This window comes from Microcoleus sp. BROC3 (genome assembly GCF_036702515.1).
In the GTDB taxonomy this organism is placed as follows: domain Bacteria; phylum Cyanobacteriota; class Cyanobacteriia; order Cyanobacteriales; family Microcoleaceae; genus Microcoleus.
This window is the reverse complement of record NZ_JAUBTQ010000042.1, coordinates 48,646-66,557: the sequence shown is the minus strand read 5'-3', so window position 1 is coordinate 66,557 and position 17,912 is coordinate 48,646. Positions and strand designations below refer to the sequence as shown.

Genomic DNA, 17,912 nt, shown 5'->3' with positions numbered 1-17,912 from the left:
AAGTTGGCGACGGGGAGGTCAAAGGTGGGGGCGCTAGCTGTGCCGGTATTTTTGTAGTAGTACGTGTTGCCGTCATCCGCCCCAACAAAAGCGTCTAAATCGCCATCGCTATCGATGTCGGCCAAGGTGGGGGCGGCGCGAAAACCCACATTTGTGAAGTTGGCGACGGGGAGGTCAAAGGTGGGGGCGCTAGCTGTGCCGGTATTTTTGTAGTAGTACGTGTTGCCGTCATCAGCCCCAACAAAAGCGTCTAAATCGCCATCGTTATCAATGTCGGCAAAGGTGGGGGAGGCGGAATTACCCACAGGGGTTAGACCGTTGGGGTTGGTGACGGGGGTACTGAAGGTTTGGGAAGCTTGGTCGAGGATGCTGAGGGTGGCGGTTTTGCTTGCACCAACGTTGTAGCCCGTGCCTGGGGTGAGGGTAAGGGTGACGGTTTCTCCGGCATCGGGGATGCTGTCGAGGAGGGGGGTGACGTTAATGTTGGCGGTGGCTTGTCCGGTTAGGATGGTGACGCTGCCAGTTAGGGCGGTGTAGTCTGCGCCTGATGTGGCTGTGCCACCAACAGTGTAGGTAATGGTGGTGTCGGAGGTGGCTGCAGTTGATAGGGTGACGACAAAGTTGCCAGTGACGGGGGCTGTGGGTTCGGCTTCGCTGGGTGCTGTCCCGGCGGCGATCGTGGCTACGGGGTCGATATTCTGGTAGTAGTATGTGTTCCCGTCTTGGGCGCCAACAAAAGCGTCTAAATCGCCATCATTATCAATGTCGGCTAAGGTGGGGGCGGCGAGAGAACCCACATCAGTAAAGCCATAGGGGTTGGCTTGGGGGGCGGCAAAGAAGGGGGCGCTGACTGTGCCGGTATTCTGGTAGTAGAATGTGTTCCCGTTCGACGCCCCAACAAAAGCGTCTAAATCGCCATCGTTATCAATGTCGGCCAAGGTGGGGGAGGCGGAATTACCCACACCAGTAAGGCCATTGGGGTTGACTTGGGGGGCGGCAAAGGTGGGGGCGCTTAAGGTGCCGGTATTCTGGTAGTAGTATGTGTTGCCATCACGAGCCCCCACAAAAGCCTCTAAATCCCCATCGTTATCAATGTCGGCAAAGGTGGGGGCGGCGGCCCAACCCACATCAGTGAGACCAAAGGGGTTGCCTTGGGGGGCGTCAAAGCTGGGGGCGCTGGCGGTGCCGCTATTCCGGTAGTAGTATGTGATGCCGTTCTGTACCCCAACAAAAGCGTCTAAATCGCCATCGTTATCAATGTCTGCAAAGGTGGGGGAGGTGTAAGAGCCTAAAATATTTATACCAAAAGGGTTGGCTTGGGGGGCGTCAAAGCTGGGGACGCTGGCGGTGCCGCTATTCCGGTAGTAGTAGATGCCGAAATATCCCCCACCCAAAGCATCTAAATCGCCATCGTTATCGATGTCGACAAAAAAGGGGGTGACCATAGAACCGACATCAATTAGACCATTGGGGTTGGTGACAGGGGCGTTAAAAGTTGGCATGGGTTAGGTTTTTAATAGGTAATTGGGGATTGGGTCGCCCGCTGGCGTCAGTGTCAAGGTGAGTTAGAATTAGGTAGTTTTAAGAGATTTTGGATTTTATTGAATATTGATGTTCTTTGGCCCAATTTTCCTGAAGCGAATGCATATTCTTTTAAATATAATATAAAGTACCCATTGACTTGAGGCGTTTCACCCCTTTGCTCTGTTACTTTTCCAAAACTTCACATAAGTTTAAATTTTTTGTAAAGTTTGTCGGAAACCCAAAATTTGTTAAATATTAAGTAGTTTTTGGGCGGATGTTGAAGGAAGCGATCGCATTTTTGATGGCGATCGAGTCACAGCAGCTTTATCGACTGGCGCGATTCGCCCATCCCGGTTAAATAAGGGCGCAAATGTCGCTTGACAAATTGAATCATCAGGGGATTTTCCAGGGCGACTGAGCAAGTATAATTGGAAACATCACTGGCCATTTGTCGCTTGATTGACTCGGCAATTAAAGAAATTCCTCGACCTAATTTCTGAAACTTTTGTCCCACAAATAAGCTGGAGTAGCGAATTGTATCCGGGGCGACGCGATGGGTGACCATCCAACCGATAACTTCTCCTTGGTAACGCAATCCTAAACTGTTGAGCGGTTCGACTCTGGAGTCGTCGCTGAAGGGATTTAAGGCTTCTGGATAGTCTTTTCTGGCTAAAATTATCTGTTTTTCTGTTTGGGTGAGCGACACCCAAGGGAAAATTTCAAAACTTTCTGGCAGCGGATATTTATACAGCCAAGGCGCTTGAGAAATTTTCTCGGTGGTGGTTTGTGCGAGGATAAATACTGCTTTGGGTGGCTGCCAAGCTCGCTGTTTCAGTAAGGGTTCTAAGGCGACATTGGTGAGGTCGGTAACTTGGTATTTGACGTCCATAACGCGAACTTGATTTTCTGTCAATCCTTTTTCGAGAAACTTGACTAAATTTCCCCCGATTCCTTGCTGGCGAAGCCCTTGCGAAACAAACAGGGAAATGAGTTCGGCGGTTTGATTGGGCAGGATTTCCGCGATCGCCATTCCTACCAGTTGCTCGGAAACTGAAGCCGATACGCCGATGAGTTCCCCCGGTCGATCGTGCGATCGCCAGCGTTTTTTGATGCTAGGAAATGTTACGGCATCGTATTCAATAGAGTTGGCGGCATTGAGATGATAAACCCGCTGGTATTTGACAGCAGGGCGATCAGGAAGTTTACGAGAGCGTAAAGAAAATTTCCCCGATTCCTCCTCTACTTCTAAATAATAAGTATCGGCTAAGTTCCGCCTCACTATGGCTCGATTGATGGCTCGCTCGGAAGCTTTCATCTGCTCGTATCGCTGTTGTTGAGACATTTGATTTTCCCACACGCGATAGTAGTAAAGCGGTTGAGAAAGGTGGTGAATTTGGGTGACTTCAGACAACCTCAAACACAGGTCATAATCTTCGGCTACTTCACTTTCGGCAACGATTCCTCCAACCGCTTCAAAAATCTCTTTTCGCATGAGACGAAAGTGAAATGTGATAAAATCTACTAACAGTCTTTCAGGGCTGTATGGAATTTGACAGCGATAATCTAACCCCCGGTTTTGTCCCTGGGAGTCGATCGTAATGCGATCGGTATAAACGACGCCGTAAGAGGGGTTAGCCTCTAAAAATTGCACGGTATTTTCTAAAGCGGTAGGGGCGAGGATATCGTCGGAATCTACAGCGCCTATATATTCGCCGCACGCCAGAGAAAAAGCTGAATGCAGAGCGCGATTGTAACCGCGATGAGTTTCCCTATAATAGCGAATGCGTTGGTCTTTTTCGGCTTGGGATTGCGCGATCGCAGGGGTTTCGTCGCTCGAACCGTCATCCCAGATAATCAATTCCCAATTTTGATAAGTTTGGGCGACTACTGAGGCGATCGCTTGTTCTATATAAGTAGCGGTATTGTACGCCGTCATTATCAGAGAAACTTTTGGCGATGTTTGGTTTTGCGGTTGAGCGTGCAGCAGGAGATCGAGGACTTTTCGCACTTCTGCATTGTCTGGTTGGAGGCGCAGCACTTCCCTAAAATGCCCTTCTGCTGAGGCTATTTCCCGGCGCGATGCATACAATTTACCGAGGTTGAGATGTGCGAGATAGAAGTTAGCATCCAGGCGCAGGGCTTGTTGATATCCCGATTTTGCGGCTTCTAAATTTCCTGCTAAAAGTTGGGCAGAAGCTAAATTGCAATGAACGATCGCACTTTGGGGTGCTATCTGTACGGCACGGGAGAGAATGGCGATCGCTTCGGGAATTTTGCCTTGCACTTGCAAAAGATTTCCCAGATTATTGTAGGCGGCTAGATAGTCGGGTTGCAGGGCGATCGCTTCTCTAAAACAAGCCTCTGCCTCTTCCAATTTTCCTTGTTTTTGCAATTGTCTGCCGCGATCGAAACGTGCGGCTACTGTTCCTAAACCCAACTCCTCAACAGGGTTTCCTAAAAGGGAAGAGGGAGAGGTTTCGACATTTTCTGCTATTGTCACCTTAGCAGCAGAAGAAGTTTGCACGCTCGGTCTAGTTGAAATAATTCCCCCAGAATTGGGAAAAGTTACCAACCGCTCGATTTCATCGGTTTGGAATCCCAGGGCGATCGCTTGTCGTACTTCCGGCAATACTACGACGTCAAACAATTCTTTAACAACGCTATTAAAGATTAACTGATGTAAAATCTTCCCTGTAGTTAAATCAATCACCATAAATCCGCAGCAGGCGATTTGGCGATTCGCTGCTAATTGTTCGTCTAATACCAACCCCTGAAAATTATTATCATGTCTGGGTTGAGATAATCCAACGATCGCGAAGTTTTTGTAAAACGCCAATCCCCGCACAAATCCCGGACAAAAAACCACGGGTTGAAATTTGCCTGCGTTGAGATCGACGTAACCAAAAAAGCCAGTACCAGAATTAAGTACCCACAGTTTATCGTTGTAGAGTCTGGGGGAATGGGGCATAGAAAGCCCGGTACAGGCAATTTCGTTGGATTCGACGTCGATAATAACGCCGCCGTTTTGGCGATATTGTCGCCATCCTGCTGCTGTGTTGGTGCTGCTACAGGCGGTGACGTAACGGGGTTTGCCCTCTTTCATTGCCATCCCGTTGAGATGACAGCGATCTTCGGGGGCGAGTTTGGAGATGAAAGGAGGTTGCCAGATTGGATTAAAGTGATATTGGGGGTGAAGAGTAGCGATGCAGCTAAATAAGGTATTAACAAAGAGTAAACTTTGGCGATCGCTAGCTAGGGCGATTTCGTGAGCGTTGACGTCGCCTGTGGTATAACCGAGACGCGGGATGTAGATTCTGTCAAAATCTTCCTTTTGGGGGATTTCGGGAATGCTCTCTAGCTGCCATAGTTGATAGCGAGTGGTGAGAAAGAGGTTAGATGCGCTGGCATAAAGCCCCATCGGGCGATCGAAAAATCGCTCTGTGACGGATAATTTGCCGTCGAGGGTTAATCCTATGAAAAATACTCGATTGGTTTGATAGGTACTGAAAGCGAGGCTGATTTTTTGAGACTCAAGCCATCCCGGAAAAGACGGGGAGCAGGTAATTTCTGGGGATAGCTTGTCGGTTGGGGTAGATGCAAAGGACACTGGTTTCACGGGATTTGAGTTTTACACGAGTAAGGCAGAAGGCAAAAGGTTCTGGGGCAGAAAGAAAGAATACTCATCCCCAGTATTATGACCTTGTGGTTTAACTGGCTAGTTAATTAAAACTTATATCTGGCACCCTTGTCATTAAGCCCGCCAGCCGCCAGCCACCCGCCAGGGACTTAAGTCCCTGGCTAATAGCAAAAGTCGTCTAAAGACGACTAATATAACGATTTTTCTTTCTGTTTTAGTCGGTTTTAACCGACCCCCGCCTACGCGAGGGCAGGCTTAGGCTATGAGCCGTGGGGTTTAAACCAACGGCGGACGTCCGTGCTTGTTGAGAATGATGCAAGATGTGAGTTAAAACCGAGATTTTTTAAACATCTGGACTGGCAAAATAAATTTTTGCTTGTCACACAAAAGTTTTATAGCCTGTATAGCTCATAAAGTATAGGAGCAAAGTGGTAGGCTATTAAATATAGGATAGGCGATCGCTGCTAAAAAAGTGCGATCGCCACTCTTTTAAGTATGTTAATTTTCAATTATTCACTAGGGCCTGAACTGGAAGCCCCCGGATTGAGGTCTTTAACCAGCACCGTGCCTGCGGCTGTGCCATCGCTTTTCCACAATTCATTGCCGTTGGTAGCGTCGGCGTTGCTGATTTACGGTATGAAAGGCTAAATATGCAAATCATAGAAACCAGTATTCACAACGCTTCGGGATTTTCAACTGATTTTTTTCATACCCTGATTAAGCAACGCCGAAATTGTTTTTCGTCCGCCCGACCCTGAGTTTTGACGACGGTTGTCCTCACTACAAACGTAATTATATCGTTTCCGGTAGCATCGGAATTATTAGCCAAAATTAGGACACCGCGAGTGCCTAAGTCCCTACAATATTATTTTCGGTAGGGACACGGCAATGCCGTGTCCTCTATATCATGTATGAGTGCAACCGGAATTGATATTACTTAACCTCTCAATTGTATTGAACTTTATACATTTGAAATAAGTCGCCACTTTGCTTTTTGACTACCTTAGCGCCAGCAGCTTTCATCATTTTTTCCCAATCTTCTATTGTCTCTAAAAATACTTCCCCGGCTCGATAAGTTTCCAAAATTGCCCAATCTTCTGCTAGGGGAGCATTGGGATTGAGGACATCAAAAACAAAATGACCGCCCGGTTTTAGTACCCGCTTTACTTCTCCCATGACAATACTCCAATAGTCTATGGGATAGTAACAGCTAAAGCCTGTAGCGATGCATAAATCGAACTGATCCTCTTCGTAATTTAACTGGTGAGCGGGGGCCCATTCTACGCCTTTGAACAGCTTAGAATTGAGCTGAGGGCCGCGAGCGTTTAAGGCGTCTCGGGCGGCGCTGCTGATTTCTTGACCGTAAAAATATGCTTCCCAATCCCGCCAAGGGTAGATGAGAAAGCTGACTCCGCAGCCAATGTCTAAACAGCGCTGATTTTTTTGAGGTTTGGCAATTTTCCAGAAGGGAGAAACTGTTTTTGCTTGGAGAGTTCCTGCGACTGATTCCAGGAAAATCGGCATTGCTTCGACTTCTTCGGGTAAAGCGAAAGCTTCTCCTCGGTATTCGCGATCGAATCGAGAAGCGACTTGCGAGAGTAAAACTTGCCAGCTATCTGATTTTCCTTTAGCAAACCAAGTCTGCTCCTGACCCGCTACTGGGCGATCGGACTTTTTAGACATTCTTGAATTACCTTTTAGAGGCTTTGAGAGCTTTTGTAAAGTTTTGGCGGTAAGGCTTATTAAAAATTAACGCGGGCCAGAGCAGGGAGAGCTTCAGGCGATTTGTAAAACTTCTGTCGAAGTTAGTGCGATTGAACCCATTCCAAAATTTCCAAATACCGCCGCCGTAAGCGATCAGCAATGCCAAGCTAATTAACGTACTCATTTAAAAAACCCCTAAGCAATGGATAGGATTTTGGGTCAGCTAGTCAAAGCGCTACTCTTAATCTATCATTTATCAGACGCCAAGGCGCACCGATAGCCGTAGTAATTCCACCTTCAGAAAGAGACTTCAAAATCCCCGCTGAGGACAAACTTAAAAATAACACCCCCGAAATAGCTTTCACCGAGCAAGCAAGAAGGGACTTCTGCCAAAAGTCGATGATTCTGAGGACGCATACCATTTTAGATTGAAGAATTCAAGAATTAAAGCATTGGGAATGACTGATGAGATAAGGGTTTGGAGCTGACCTACAGTTGCATTCTTTTTTTAAACAGGTATTACCCAACATCCCCTACAAATCCGAGCTCGACCGGGGGATTGGTGCGACGCCGCAAATTCTAATGCGGTTGAAATCGCTTGCTGTTGGGGGACGACCTGACCGAACAGGATTTCACAGAGGTGTAACTACTCGAAGATATTTAAGTAAAAAGTGATCGCTGGCGGCCGACGAATTACAGCAGGCAAACTTTTTCTAGCGGACAATGACGGTAGAGAGCTTTTTAAGTAAGGAGGATTTTATGCGTGCAGTGCTGATGGCTGGGGGGTCGGGAACGAGGCTCAGACCCCTGACGTGCGATTTGCCCAAACCGATGGTGCCGATTCTCAATCGCCCGATCGCAGAACACATTATTAATTTGCTAAAAAGGCATCAGATTACGGAAATTATTGCGACGCTGCACTACCTTCCGGATGTCATGCGGGAATATTTTACTGACGGGGCAGAGTTTGGCGTTCAAATGACTTACGCTGTGGAGGAAGACCAACCGCTGGGTACGGCTGGTTGCGTGAAAAATATTGCTGAACTGCTCGATGGAACTTTTCTGGTCATCAGCGGCGACAGCATCACAGACTTCGACTTGACGGAAGCTCTGAAATTTCACCGCAGCAAGCAATCCAAAGCCACGTTAATTTTAACTCGCGTTCCCAACCCGATGGAATTCGGAGTGGTGATTGCTGATGAAAATTACCGCATCAGCCGCTTTCTCGAAAAGCCTTCTAGCAGCGAAATTTTCTCCGATACTATCAATACCGGCATTTATATTTTAGAACCCGAAGTCTTGGATTACCTGCCGGTAAATCAGGAGTGCGACTTCTCGAAAGACTTGTTTCCCCTGCTGCTGGAAAAAAATGAGCCGATGTACGGCTATATCGCCGAGGGTTACTGGTGCGATGTCGGCCAGCTAGATGTTTACCGGGAAGCTCAGTACGACGCGCTGCGGGGAAAGGTGAAACTGGATTTGAACTACTACAACCAAGTTCGATCGGGACTTTGGGTAGGTCAGAATACTTTTATTGACGATAGCGCGATCGTCGAAGTACCGGCCATGATCGGCAACAATTGCCGGATTGGAGCCCGAGTTAAAATCGATGCCGGTACGGTGATCGGAGATAACGTGACTGTCGGGGCCGACGCCAACCTCAAACGTCCCATTGTCTGGAACGGAGCAATTGTCGGCGAAGACGCTCATCTTAGGGCCTGCGTGATTTGCCGGAGCACCCGCGTAGACAGGCGCGCTCATGTATTGGAAGGTGCTGTCGTCGGTTCGATGTCCATCGTGGGAGAAGAAGCGCAAGTCGGCCCTAGCGTCCGCGTCTGGCCGAGCAAAAATATTGAATCCGGCGCTCTGTTAAATCAAAATTTAATTTGGGGAGAACAAGCTAAGCGGAATTTGTTCGGTCAGCGTGGCGTTCAAGGACTGGCAAATGTGGATGTTACCCCGGAATTTGCGGTGAAATTGGGCGCAGCTTACGGCTCGACTTTGAAACCCGGGACTGCGGTATCGGTTTCTCGCGACCAGCGGAGCATTTCGCGGATGGTTTCGAGGTCTTTGATTGCGGGTTTGATGTCGGTGGGAATTAATGTGCTCAATTTGGAATCGACGGCAATTCCGATCGCGCGCACGGTTTCGTCTACGCTGTCGATTGCTGGCGGCATTCACGTTCGCATTTCGCCCGATCGCTCCGACCACATTTTAATTGAATTCTTCGATATCAAAGGCATCAATATTACTAAAGCTGTTGAGAAAAAAATCGAGGGCGCTTATTTTAAGGAAGATTTGCGGCGGGCTCTAATTCCCGAAATTGGAGAGATGACGTACTTTAACCAAGCTCTCGAGGTTTACAACCGTATTTTTGAGCGGCAGATGAATGTTGAGGCAATACGCTACAGCAATTCTAAGGTAGTAATCGATTATGTTTACGCGGTTTCTGGAGCAATTCTGCCGCAAATGCTCGCCAAGTTCGGCTGCGATGCGGTGGTGCTCAATGCCAGTCTCAAGCAGACTTCTCTAAGCAACGGGGAACGGGAATATTTGCTCGACCAACTCGGCCGGGTGGTGAAAGCACTCAGCGCTAATTTTGGAGTGCAGGTATCGGCTAACGGCGAACAGCTCATTTTGGTAGATGAGTCTGGGATAGCGATTCGCGGGGAAATGCTGACGGCGTTGATGGTAAATTTGATGCTGACTTCTCATCCCAAAGGTACAGTAGTAGTGCCGGTGAATGCGTCTTCTGCGGTGGAGGCGATCGCGCGCCGCTATCAAAGCAAGGTAATCCGCACGAAGGCGAACCCAACTGCTTTGATGGAAGCAGCTAACAGGAACCCGAATGTGGTTTTGGGCGGCAGCGGCCTTATGGGTTTTATTTTCCCGCAATTGCATCCCGGATTTGACGGAATGTTCTGCATTGCTAAAGTGATAGAAATGATGACGATTCAGGAGCGATCGCTCGGACAGATCAAGGCCGAACTTCCCCGCGTCACCCACCGCAGTTACAGCGTTCGCTGTCCTTGGACTATCAAGGGTTCGCTGATGCGACATTTAGTAGAAACTCATTCGCCCGATCGTTTAGAATTAGTAGATGGAGTGAAGATTTTTAACTACAGCGACGACAATTGGGTATTAGTTTTGCCCGATGCTAGTGAACCGACCGTTCATATCTTCGCCAACAGCGAGGATCGAGATTGGGTATCTGAAACTTTGAAGGAGTACCGCGCCCTCGTTCACGATTTTGTCACTCAAGCCGAAGCGGCGGTTCGCCAAGATAAATTTGGTAACGGGTAATCGGTAATCTGTGACAACTAATAGCGAATAGCCCCGAAAAATCAGTAATTACCAATTACCAATTACCAATTTGCAATTGGCAATTGCCAAAACCAAGACACGCAAATTATCGGTACACGGATAGCTATTTTTTCCTTCTTCCCTTTTCCGTCTTCCTCCACCATCCAGTTCCCAATTACGCACAGATAACAGATGAATAGCTGCATTTTGATGGCGGAAATAATTCAACAACCGCAACTCCGTTATACTCCAGACAATCAACTTCAAATCGCTGAGATGTTGGTGCAGTTTCCCGGCCCAAAACCCGAAGATCCGCCCGAACATTTGAAAGTGATAGGATGGGGAAATTTTGCTCAAGAAATTCACGAAAAATATCACGAGGGCGATCGCGTGATTATTGAGGGGCGGCTGAGCATGAATACGATCGAAAGAGATGGTATTAAAGAAAAGCGCGCTGAACTGACAGCTCAAAGGATTTACAGTGTCGGTGCCGATGCCATGAGTGCGGCTCCTGCTGCTAGAACCGCCCCCGAATCGGCTCAAATTCGGGACACCGCCCCGGCTAATGTGCCGAGCAATGTAGTACCTTTAGGCTCGCGTAACCGCAGTTCTAACAGCGCTCCAAGCGGCCCTAACCGCACGTCTAGTTCGGATTGGAACTCGCATCAGTCTTCAAATTCTGAGTCCGATCGCCAGTCGGGTTCGTCTAACGAACCGGAAAATCCCGATTACGATCCGATTCCGTTTTAAAAATTAGGGTGCATCACTTTACAACTGGACTGTTCGATCGAAAGTGACGCACCTTAATTTAAGAGCGATCGCACTTCAGGAAAAAAAGGGCGATCCTCTTCGAGGGCTGCGCTAACGAATTTGGCTGAACTACGAGCTAAATTGCAAATTTTACAGCTCGATCGTCACAACTTTTTTCTTGCTTTTTTCGTCGCGCAGCACGACTGTATTGTAGGGTGATGTATCCGTCCCCAGCGGAATTGGCAGCTTAAAGCTATCGCTCTTATGCTTAAGCGGGCCTAAATCAATGCTTTTCGTTATATTGCCATCTGTGGCCAGATAAGCGGTAAGTTCGCCTTTATAATCTTCAATCAAAAAGTCTCTAAAGAAAACGACTTCCCCACCCTCGGCATCGATAGCAAGGATGACTGTACCGCTAAACGTTGCGCCTTTTTCTTCTTCATCAACCGTCGCCATTTTAATTTCCGAGGGGTCTTGACCGGACATATCTGGCATAAATTTTTTCTCCTGAGCGAAGCGCAATAATTAACAAGAATCTTACCTGACGCGAGGGGAGATCGCAAAACTCTTAGGACGTATTTCTGCATCGGTCTTGCTTCTCTCTAAGGTTAGAGAAGCCCGCGATCGCGCATCATACCACCAATTCTCTCAATTCTTGAGTCAGTAAGTACAGACAGTTAAAATTATCTCTATAATACCCCCAAGTCTCGCAAACACCGCCGCGTTAATTCGATTCGATATTTAGCATCCTTAGTCTGGAGTTTTTAAGTGATTGGGTGGAGAACTAAGCCGGATGTTTTTGATAATTTAAGAGCGATCTCACTACGATCATTAGGAGTAAGGTTGACAGCGACGCACCCTACACATTCGATCGCACAATTTCCACTGCAAAAACGCGAGCAAACTCAGCGACAACGATAGATCGCACTCGATCGACCTCAATTCCGGGGATAAACTGCTCTAAACTCCCAACAGGTCGATCGGGAATCCCGCAAGGTACAATTTGCCCAAAACCGGCGAGATCGGGACAAACATTTAAAGCAAAACCGTGCATCGTAATCCAGCGGCTGACTTTAATGCCGATCGCACCTACCTTGCACCCATCTACCCAAACCCCAGTCATACCGGGAACCCGCGAACCCTTCAACCCGCAAACTTCCAGCACCCCCAGCAGCACTTCCTCCAACTGCCGCAAATACCAGTGCAAATCTTGCTGGTGACGGCGCAAATTTAAAATCGGATAGCCCACCAATTGGCCCGGACAGTGGTAAGTCACCTCGCCGCCCCGCTCAACTCGGTGCAGTTCCGGCCCAGTTTGACTTGGGTCAAATTTGAGAAATTCCAGCTTTGCTCCCAGTCCCAAAGTGTAAACCGGCGGATGTTCCAACAAAATCAGGACATCTGGCAAATCTGGTTGGTCGCGGCGTTCTTGCACGAGTTTTTGCTGGATTTCCCAAGCTTGAGAGTAGGGAACTTGTCCCCAATCTAGGAGCAAGCAGGGTTGTGCATTTAGCGGTTGAGGGATTAGAGGGGAAATCATGAAAAAAATCAAGAGTGTTTTTACTGAATATTTGCGTCATTAAAATCAAGAATTGTCAACATATAATAAAAGATTTGGAAGATAAGTGTTTTCTAGAATACAGAGTGCTATTGTATAAACTATACCCACGTTACAGAAGGGAGGGAGCTCTATGAAGCTTGTTATCCAGGGTAAGAATATAGAAATCACCGATGCGATTCGCGAGTACGTCAATCAAAAGGTTGAAAAGGCAGTTAGCCATTTTCAAACTTTGACTACTGAAGTGGACATACATCTATCGGTGGCTCGTAACCCCAGGATCAATCCTAAGCAGACTGCTGAGGTGACAATTTATGCTAACGGCAGCGTGATTCGGGCTGAGGAAAGCACGGAAAGCCTTTATGCCAGCATCGATTTGGTTGCCGATAAGATAGCTCGTCAACTGCGGAAATTTAAGGAAAAACGCCACGACAACAAGACCCACAGTAGTGTTAAAACGGTTACGGCAGTTGAAGAACATCCTGTAGTAGCGGATCTGATTGGCGATCGAACTCCCGAACTTCCTGCTGAGGTTGTGCGGACTAAGTATTTTGCTATGCCTCCAATGACTGTGCAACAAGCTTTGGAACAATTGCAGATTATCGATCACGATTTCTATATGTTCCGTAATGCGGAAACAGACGAAATTAACGTGCTCTACGAACGCAAGAGTCACGGCGGTTATGGAGTTATCCAACCGCGCCACAGCAACGGTAACGGTAATAGCAAAAATGGCAAAACTGCCGAAAGCGCTGCACCTGAAAAATCGAGTGTTGGGAAAAGCTAGATAATGGCTGACAGCTAATTGTTAATGGCGGCAAGTCGTTAGCAATTAGCGATTTTTGTGGGAAATAAATCAACTCGGATGCACTAATTTTTCCTGATTATTTTTAGTTATTAAAATTTCAGTGCATCCGAGTTGAGCTAATTATAGGGTCTCAGGTCAATTATTTATTATAAAAATGTTGGCCATCGACCCTTCCCGAGTTTGGAGGACTTTCGTCGTCACTACAAGCTTAATTAGAACTATTTAACCGGATTTGATGTTACTTGTCGTTTGAGACTCGTTTACCATTCTTTGAAAATCTCTAAATTTTGATGGTTTCTAAAGTTTTGAGTGCTTCTGCAACGTGTGCTTTGAAGTCTAACATGGAGTCAAAAATATGCTTGACAACGCCTTCTTTGTCAATGACATAAGTTACTCTACCGGGCATAATCCACAGTGTAGCTGGAACTCCATATAATTGGCGAACTTTGTTGCCCGTATCGCTTAGCAGTGTAAATGGTAGCTGATATTTGGCGGCAAATTGCTGGTGCGATTGTTGCGAATCTTCGCTAATTCCTATGACTTCTGCACCTGCGTCTTTAAAGACTTCGTAGCTATCTCGAAAAGCGCAAGCTTGAGTCGTGCATCCGGGTGTGTCGTCTTTGGGGTAAAAGTAGACGATGACATTTTTTTTCCCTTTAAAATCTTTGAGGCTGACTGATGTGCCAGTTTGAGATGGTAAGGTAAAATCGGGTGCGGTGTCTCCTACTTTGACTGTCATGTTTTTTAACTGAGTAGCTCTGTTTGCGTGAAATTTTAACTTTTGTTATTGTACAGTTTTTTTGAGCAATTGTTCGCAGGTGCGATCGCCCCCTGCGACAGCCTCTCATTTTTGTTTTCTCGCACTCCTAGAAAAAACCGTTGTTACCAAATCGAGATGCTTCCGACGATTCGCAGTTAAGCGGATTAATTCGAGAGACTTTTTTGAACCGCACATCCACGGGGATTAACGAAGATTCTGATTAACAATGGGATGGGCGGCGCTGAAGCCTTACTACTGAGATGTTGCACCATTCTCAATAAACCTTTTAGGAACAGGCAAGATGCCTGTGAAGCGAGAAAATTCCCTCTTTGTGGAACAGGCATCTTGCCTGTTCTTGAGAATGGTGCAAGATGTGAGTTACTACAAAGTTAGTTGTTATCGGCCTTTAGTTAAATTTTTTAATTCCCGCCAGATTGGAGGAATTTGGCCGGAGTTGGTGCGGGGCTGGGTGAGGATTCCTTGAGTCGGACTGAACAGCAATGATAGGACGAATAATCCCGATGCAACTAAAACTATTGCGGGGCCGGATGGTAAGTTATAAAAGTAGCTGAGATACATTCCGCTAATGCTGGAAATAACTCCGATTATTGCGCCTAAAATCATTACTTGGTGCAGGCGAGTGACTAGGAGATAGGCGGTACTTGCGGGTGTAATTAATAGGGACAAGACTAGCACTACGCCAACGGCTTTGAGGCTGGCAACTATGGTGAGGGCGATGAGTACCATCAATCCGAAGTTGAGCAGGTTTACTGGCAAACCTGTGGCTTGCGCTCCTAATGGATCGAATGTGTAAAATAGCAGTTCTTTGTAAAAGACTACTACAACTAATAAGACTACGGCGACTATGACGGCTGTGTCGATCGCATCTTCGGCAGTAACGCCGAGGATGTTGCCGAACAGAAAGTGGTTGAGGTCGATTTTGTTGTCTTTTTGGACGATCGTAATTAGGGTGATGCCGAGGGCGAAGAATGCGGAAAATACGATGCCCATTGCCGCGTCTTCTTTGATTGTCGATCGAGCTTTGATCCAAGCTATGATGACTGTACTCAAAACTCCGGCAATGAACGCGCCGATAAAAATATTTGCTCCGAGGATAAATGCGATCGCCAATCCCGGCAAAACCGAGTGGCTGATGGCGTCTCCGAGCAAGGCCAGCCGCTGTACCATTAGGTAGCTGCCGACGATCGCGCAGACGATGCCGACGAGAATGGCAATTACGAGCGATCGCTGCATGAATCCGTACTGTAACGGCTCAATTAAGGTTTGTATCATAAAATTATCAAATCACAGTTAACTAATGACTAACAACCAAAGCAACCCGGTTTTATCTGAGATGTTGCACCATTCTCAATAAGCTTTTTATGAACAGGCTTTTCGGCCTGTTCCACAAAGAGTGAATTTTCTTGTGGAACAGGCCGAAAAGCCTGTTCTTGAGAATGGTGCAAGATGTGAGTTTGATCCGAGATTTTCGTTGCCCAATTCAAGATTATCAAAAAAACCGGGTTCAAGAGTCTAACTCCTAAATTAATGACCAAGAATTTCTTGATGGTACCCGCCACGTGATTTATCCGTGGAATCAATCCCAAATCTCAAATCGAAAATCCTCAAGCCCCCGCATTTATCCGTGGGGTCGCCTCTAAAATCTAAAATCTAAAATCTAAAATCGATTGACTGCTGGCTAATTAAGCGGCTTGTCCGGCAAAAAACATTACTTGTCCGCCGTAGGCGCGGTAAAGGTTTTCTTGGGTTAGCACTTCTTGGCGGGAACCAGCGGCAATCAATTCTGTATTAAGCAAAATTAAATCATCAAAATTGGTAATTGATTCGCCTAAGTCGTGGTTGACTACTAAGACGATTTTCCCGGCATTTGCTAGCTGGTGGAAGATGTCGAAAATGATATTTTGAGTTTTTTGGTCAACGCCGACAAACGGCTCGTCAAAGCAGAAAATAGCGGCTTCTTGGGCTAAGGCTCTAGCTAGAAATACTCGCTGTTGCTGTCCGCCAGAAAGTTGTCCGATCGGTCTGTCTTTGTAAGCACTCATGCCTACTCTTTCTAAGGCATCGGCAGCGGTGCGGCGACTAGCTGCCGAAAAGCGGCGAAACCATCCGGCTTTTCTGACTCTTCCCATCATCACGACATCCCAAACGGTGGCGGGATAGTTCCAGTCAATTTGCGATCGCTGGGGCACGTAGGCTACTGTTTCGAGTCGATCGGCGATCGCTTCTTGGCCCCAGGTAACAGTGCCGCGAGCTGCCGGAATTAAGCCCAACATTGCTTTGATCAGCGTGCTTTTGCCGGCACCATTGGGGCCAATAATACCCGTCAGCCTTCCCGGTTTGACGGAAAGATTGATATCTCGGAGTGCCTCTACCGTGCGGTAGTTTACTGCTAAGTGCTTAACAGCGATAATTTCAGTGTCGGTAGCGCTGTCTTTGAGGTCGCAAACCATTTTAGACCAAGGATTCTCGTTGGGCAATGCGGCGGTATTCATGGGGGTGAGTCTATCTCCTTTTTATTAAGTTTACTGTAAAAATGAAAAGAATATGAAATCATCGGTAAATAGGAATAATCTGGAACGCAGGAGAGGTAGATAATGCGACAGTGCCAGCTCGAAACCCCTCAAACCATAGGTTTGGCGGCGAAAATCTCAAATCGGTTAAAACTGATATCTTGCACCCTTCTCAATAACAGGCAAGATGCCTGTTCCACAAAGAGTGAGTTTTCTTGTGGGGTGGGCATCCTGCCCGCCCAGACAAGGGTGATTGAGAAGGGTGTCAGATGTGAATTAAAAGCGACGGCAATTGTGAAGCAATCCTATAAAGGAGAGTTTAGCAGTGAGTCGGGGATTGAAACCTCCCGCCCTGGATTGAACAAGTCCAAAGTATTGTGGATTAGAACTATTGCTTGCGGCATTTTGACTGTGGGTTTATTTAGTTGTGCTTCAACTCAGGGCGATCGCCTCTCTCCAGAGGCAGATGCTAAACCCAAGGTAGTTGCTACCAGCACAATTATTGAGGATTTGACCGATCGAGTAGCGGGAGGCGAAATTCAGCTAACAGGAATTTTGCAGCCGGGAACCGATCCTCACGTTTACGAACCGGTGCCCAAAGATTCTCAAGCTTTAGAACAAGCTAACTTAATTTTGTATAACGGTTACAATTTGGAACCGGGATTAATTAGGATGATGAATGCCGCCGGAATTAAGGCGCGGAAATTAGCAGTGGGGGAAGTTGTCAAGCCTTTGCTATTGAATAAAGAAGGCAATACCGTACCCGATCCGCACGTTTGGGGAAATGTGGAAAATGTAGTTCAAATGGTGGAAGCAATTCGGGATGCGCTAATCGAACTGTCGCCGGAAGATCGGGAGAAGTTTACGCAGAATGCTGTGAAACTTACTGAAGAGTTAAAACGTTTGGATATTTGGATCGAACAAGAGATTAAAACTATTCCCGAAAACCAGCGCAAATTAGTAACAACTCACGATGCTTTTCAATATTACAGCCGGATTTACGGATTGGGAATTGCTGACAGTTTGATCGGGATTAGTACGGAGGAACAGCCGAGCGCTCAAACGGTGCAAAAGTTAGTAGAAGCGGTGAAAGCTGCGGGAGTACCTGCTATTTTTGCCGAGACTACAATTAACCCGCAACTGATTAGAACTGTGGCGGAGGAAGCGGGGGTGAAATTGGCGGCGCAGCAACTTTATTCGGATTCGATTGGGGCACCCGGAAGCGAGGGCGATTCTTATGTGAAAATGATGTCGGCTAATACTCGCACCATCGTCGAAGCTTTGGGGGGAAAATCCACGCCTTTTGAAGTTAGCAAGTAGCAAGTAGGGTGCGTCGG

The 17,912-nt window shown here is 47.1% G+C and carries 14 protein-coding genes; 4 read left to right on the top strand and 10 right to left on the bottom strand.

Annotation, left to right across the window (positions count from 1 at the left end; genetic code table 11):
• The 5 genes from QUB30_RS23820 to QUB30_RS23805 form a co-directional block, all read right to left on the bottom strand.
• The coding region (locus tag QUB30_RS23820; protein WP_333338397.1) for an FG-GAP-like repeat-containing protein at positions 1 to 1,502 on the bottom strand (1,502 nt) is incomplete at its 3' end.
• Between the two features lie 335 nt (positions 1,503 to 1,837).
• A complete protein-coding gene (locus QUB30_RS23815) occupies positions 1,838 to 5,140 on the bottom strand; it encodes a TIGR03032 family protein (RefSeq protein ID WP_333338393.1) in 3,303 nt (1,100 codons plus the stop codon).
• A 530-nt stretch (positions 5,141 to 5,670) separates the two neighbouring features.
• Positions 5,671 to 5,790: an ELWxxDGT repeat protein gene (locus tag QUB30_RS33955; RefSeq protein ID WP_445300538.1), complete on the bottom strand. Its 120-nt coding sequence runs from the start codon at positions 5,788 to 5,790 to the stop codon at positions 5,671 to 5,673.
• Positions 5,791 to 6,106: 316 nt separating this feature from the next.
• Positions 6,107 to 6,844, bottom strand: a complete 738-nt coding sequence (locus tag QUB30_RS23810) for a class I SAM-dependent methyltransferase (protein ID WP_333338390.1) — start codon at positions 6,842 to 6,844, stop codon at positions 6,107 to 6,109.
• A 7-nt stretch (positions 6,845 to 6,851) separates the two neighbouring features.
• Positions 6,852 to 7,049, bottom strand: a complete 198-nt coding sequence (locus tag QUB30_RS23805) for a hypothetical protein (protein ID WP_333143062.1) — start codon at positions 7,047 to 7,049, stop codon at positions 6,852 to 6,854.
• A gap of 575 nt (positions 7,050 to 7,624) precedes the next feature.
• On the opposite strand from QUB30_RS23805, the gene QUB30_RS23800 reads away from it, so the two are divergent.
• Together QUB30_RS23800 and QUB30_RS23795 are read left to right on the top strand one after the other, a co-directional pair.
• Complete coding sequence (locus tag QUB30_RS23800) at positions 7,625 to 10,168, top strand: mannose-1-phosphate guanyltransferase (protein ID WP_333338387.1); 2,544 nt, start codon at positions 7,625 to 7,627, stop codon at positions 10,166 to 10,168.
• 192 nt (positions 10,169 to 10,360) lie between these two features.
• Positions 10,361 to 10,918, top strand: coding sequence for a single-stranded DNA-binding protein (locus QUB30_RS23795; protein ID WP_333338385.1), 558 nt, complete (start codon positions 10,361 to 10,363; stop codon positions 10,916 to 10,918).
• A 150-nt stretch (positions 10,919 to 11,068) separates the two neighbouring features.
• Here QUB30_RS23795 and QUB30_RS23790 read toward each other — a convergent pair whose 3' ends face one another.
• Positions 11,069 to 11,413 carry a hypothetical protein gene (locus QUB30_RS23790; RefSeq protein WP_333338382.1) on the bottom strand — a complete coding sequence of 115 codons (345 nt, stop codon included), beginning with the start codon at positions 11,411 to 11,413 and terminating at the stop codon, positions 11,069 to 11,071.
• Positions 11,414 to 11,777: 364 nt separating this feature from the next.
• The gene (lipB, locus tag QUB30_RS23785; protein WP_333338379.1) at positions 11,778 to 12,458 is read right to left on the bottom strand and encodes a lipoyl(octanoyl) transferase LipB; all 681 of its coding nucleotides are present in this window, start codon (positions 12,456 to 12,458) and stop codon (positions 11,778 to 11,780) included.
• Between the two features lie 151 nt (positions 12,459 to 12,609).
• Here lipB and hpf point away from each other — a divergent pair, with 151 nt between their 5' ends.
• Entirely contained in the window at positions 12,610 to 13,263 is a 654-nt protein-coding gene (gene hpf, locus QUB30_RS23780) for a ribosome hibernation-promoting factor, HPF/YfiA family (RefSeq protein ID WP_333338376.1), read from the top strand.
• Positions 13,264 to 13,564: 301 nt separating this feature from the next.
• Here the strand turns inward: hpf and QUB30_RS23775 are convergent, their stop codons facing one another.
• From QUB30_RS23775 to QUB30_RS23765, 3 genes are all read right to left on the bottom strand, one after another.
• On the bottom strand, positions 13,565 to 14,023 hold the full coding sequence (locus QUB30_RS23775) for a peroxiredoxin (RefSeq protein WP_333338373.1): 459 nt from the start codon (positions 14,021 to 14,023) through the stop codon (positions 13,565 to 13,567).
• A gap of 417 nt (positions 14,024 to 14,440) precedes the next feature.
• The gene (locus QUB30_RS23770) at positions 14,441 to 15,337 is read right to left on the bottom strand and encodes a metal ABC transporter permease (protein ID WP_333338371.1); all 897 of its coding nucleotides are present in this window, start codon (positions 15,335 to 15,337) and stop codon (positions 14,441 to 14,443) included.
• A 410-nt stretch (positions 15,338 to 15,747) separates the two neighbouring features.
• Positions 15,748 to 16,557 carry a metal ABC transporter ATP-binding protein gene (locus QUB30_RS23765; RefSeq protein WP_333036284.1) on the bottom strand — a complete coding sequence of 270 codons (810 nt, stop codon included), beginning with the start codon at positions 16,555 to 16,557 and terminating at the stop codon, positions 15,748 to 15,750.
• A 102-nt stretch (positions 16,558 to 16,659) separates the two neighbouring features.
• Between QUB30_RS23765 and QUB30_RS23760 the strand changes: the two genes are divergently transcribed.
• Positions 16,660 to 17,895 (top strand): metal ABC transporter substrate-binding protein, encoded by a 1,236-nt coding sequence (locus tag QUB30_RS23760; protein WP_445300537.1) that lies wholly within the window; start codon positions 16,660 to 16,662, stop codon positions 17,893 to 17,895.
• Positions 17,896 to 17,912: the final 17 nt, after the last annotated feature.

Bases quoted from the DNA above. Each gene is read 5' to 3' on its own strand.
- lipB (WP_333338379.1), bottom strand. From the start codon at position 12,458: ATGATTTCCCCTCTAATCCCTCAACCGCTAAATGCACAACCCTGCTTG.
- QUB30_RS23800 (WP_333338387.1), top strand. From the start codon at position 7,625: ATGCGTGCAGTGCTGATGGCTGGGGGGTCGGGAACGAGGCTCAGACCC.
- QUB30_RS23775 (WP_333338373.1), bottom strand. From the start codon at position 14,023: ATGACAGTCAAAGTAGGAGACACCGCACCCGATTTTACCTTACCATCT.
- QUB30_RS23790 (WP_333338382.1), bottom strand. From the start codon at position 11,413: ATGCCAGATATGTCCGGTCAAGACCCCTCGGAAATTAAAATGGCGACG.
- QUB30_RS23760 (WP_445300537.1), top strand. From the start codon at position 16,660: ATGCGACAGTGCCAGCTCGAAACCCCTCAAACCATAGGTTTGGCGGCG.
- QUB30_RS23765 (WP_333036284.1), bottom strand. From the start codon at position 16,557: ATGAATACCGCCGCATTGCCCAACGAGAATCCTTGGTCTAAAATGGTT.
- QUB30_RS23770 (WP_333338371.1), bottom strand. From the start codon at position 15,337: ATGATACAAACCTTAATTGAGCCGTTACAGTACGGATTCATGCAGCGA.
- QUB30_RS23795 (WP_333338385.1), top strand. From the start codon at position 10,361: ATGAATAGCTGCATTTTGATGGCGGAAATAATTCAACAACCGCAACTC.
- hpf (WP_333338376.1), top strand. From the start codon at position 12,610: ATGAAGCTTGTTATCCAGGGTAAGAATATAGAAATCACCGATGCGATT.
- QUB30_RS23805 (WP_333143062.1), bottom strand. From the start codon at position 7,049: ATGAGTACGTTAATTAGCTTGGCATTGCTGATCGCTTACGGCGGCGGT.
- QUB30_RS23810 (WP_333338390.1), bottom strand. From the start codon at position 6,844: ATGTCTAAAAAGTCCGATCGCCCAGTAGCGGGTCAGGAGCAGACTTGG.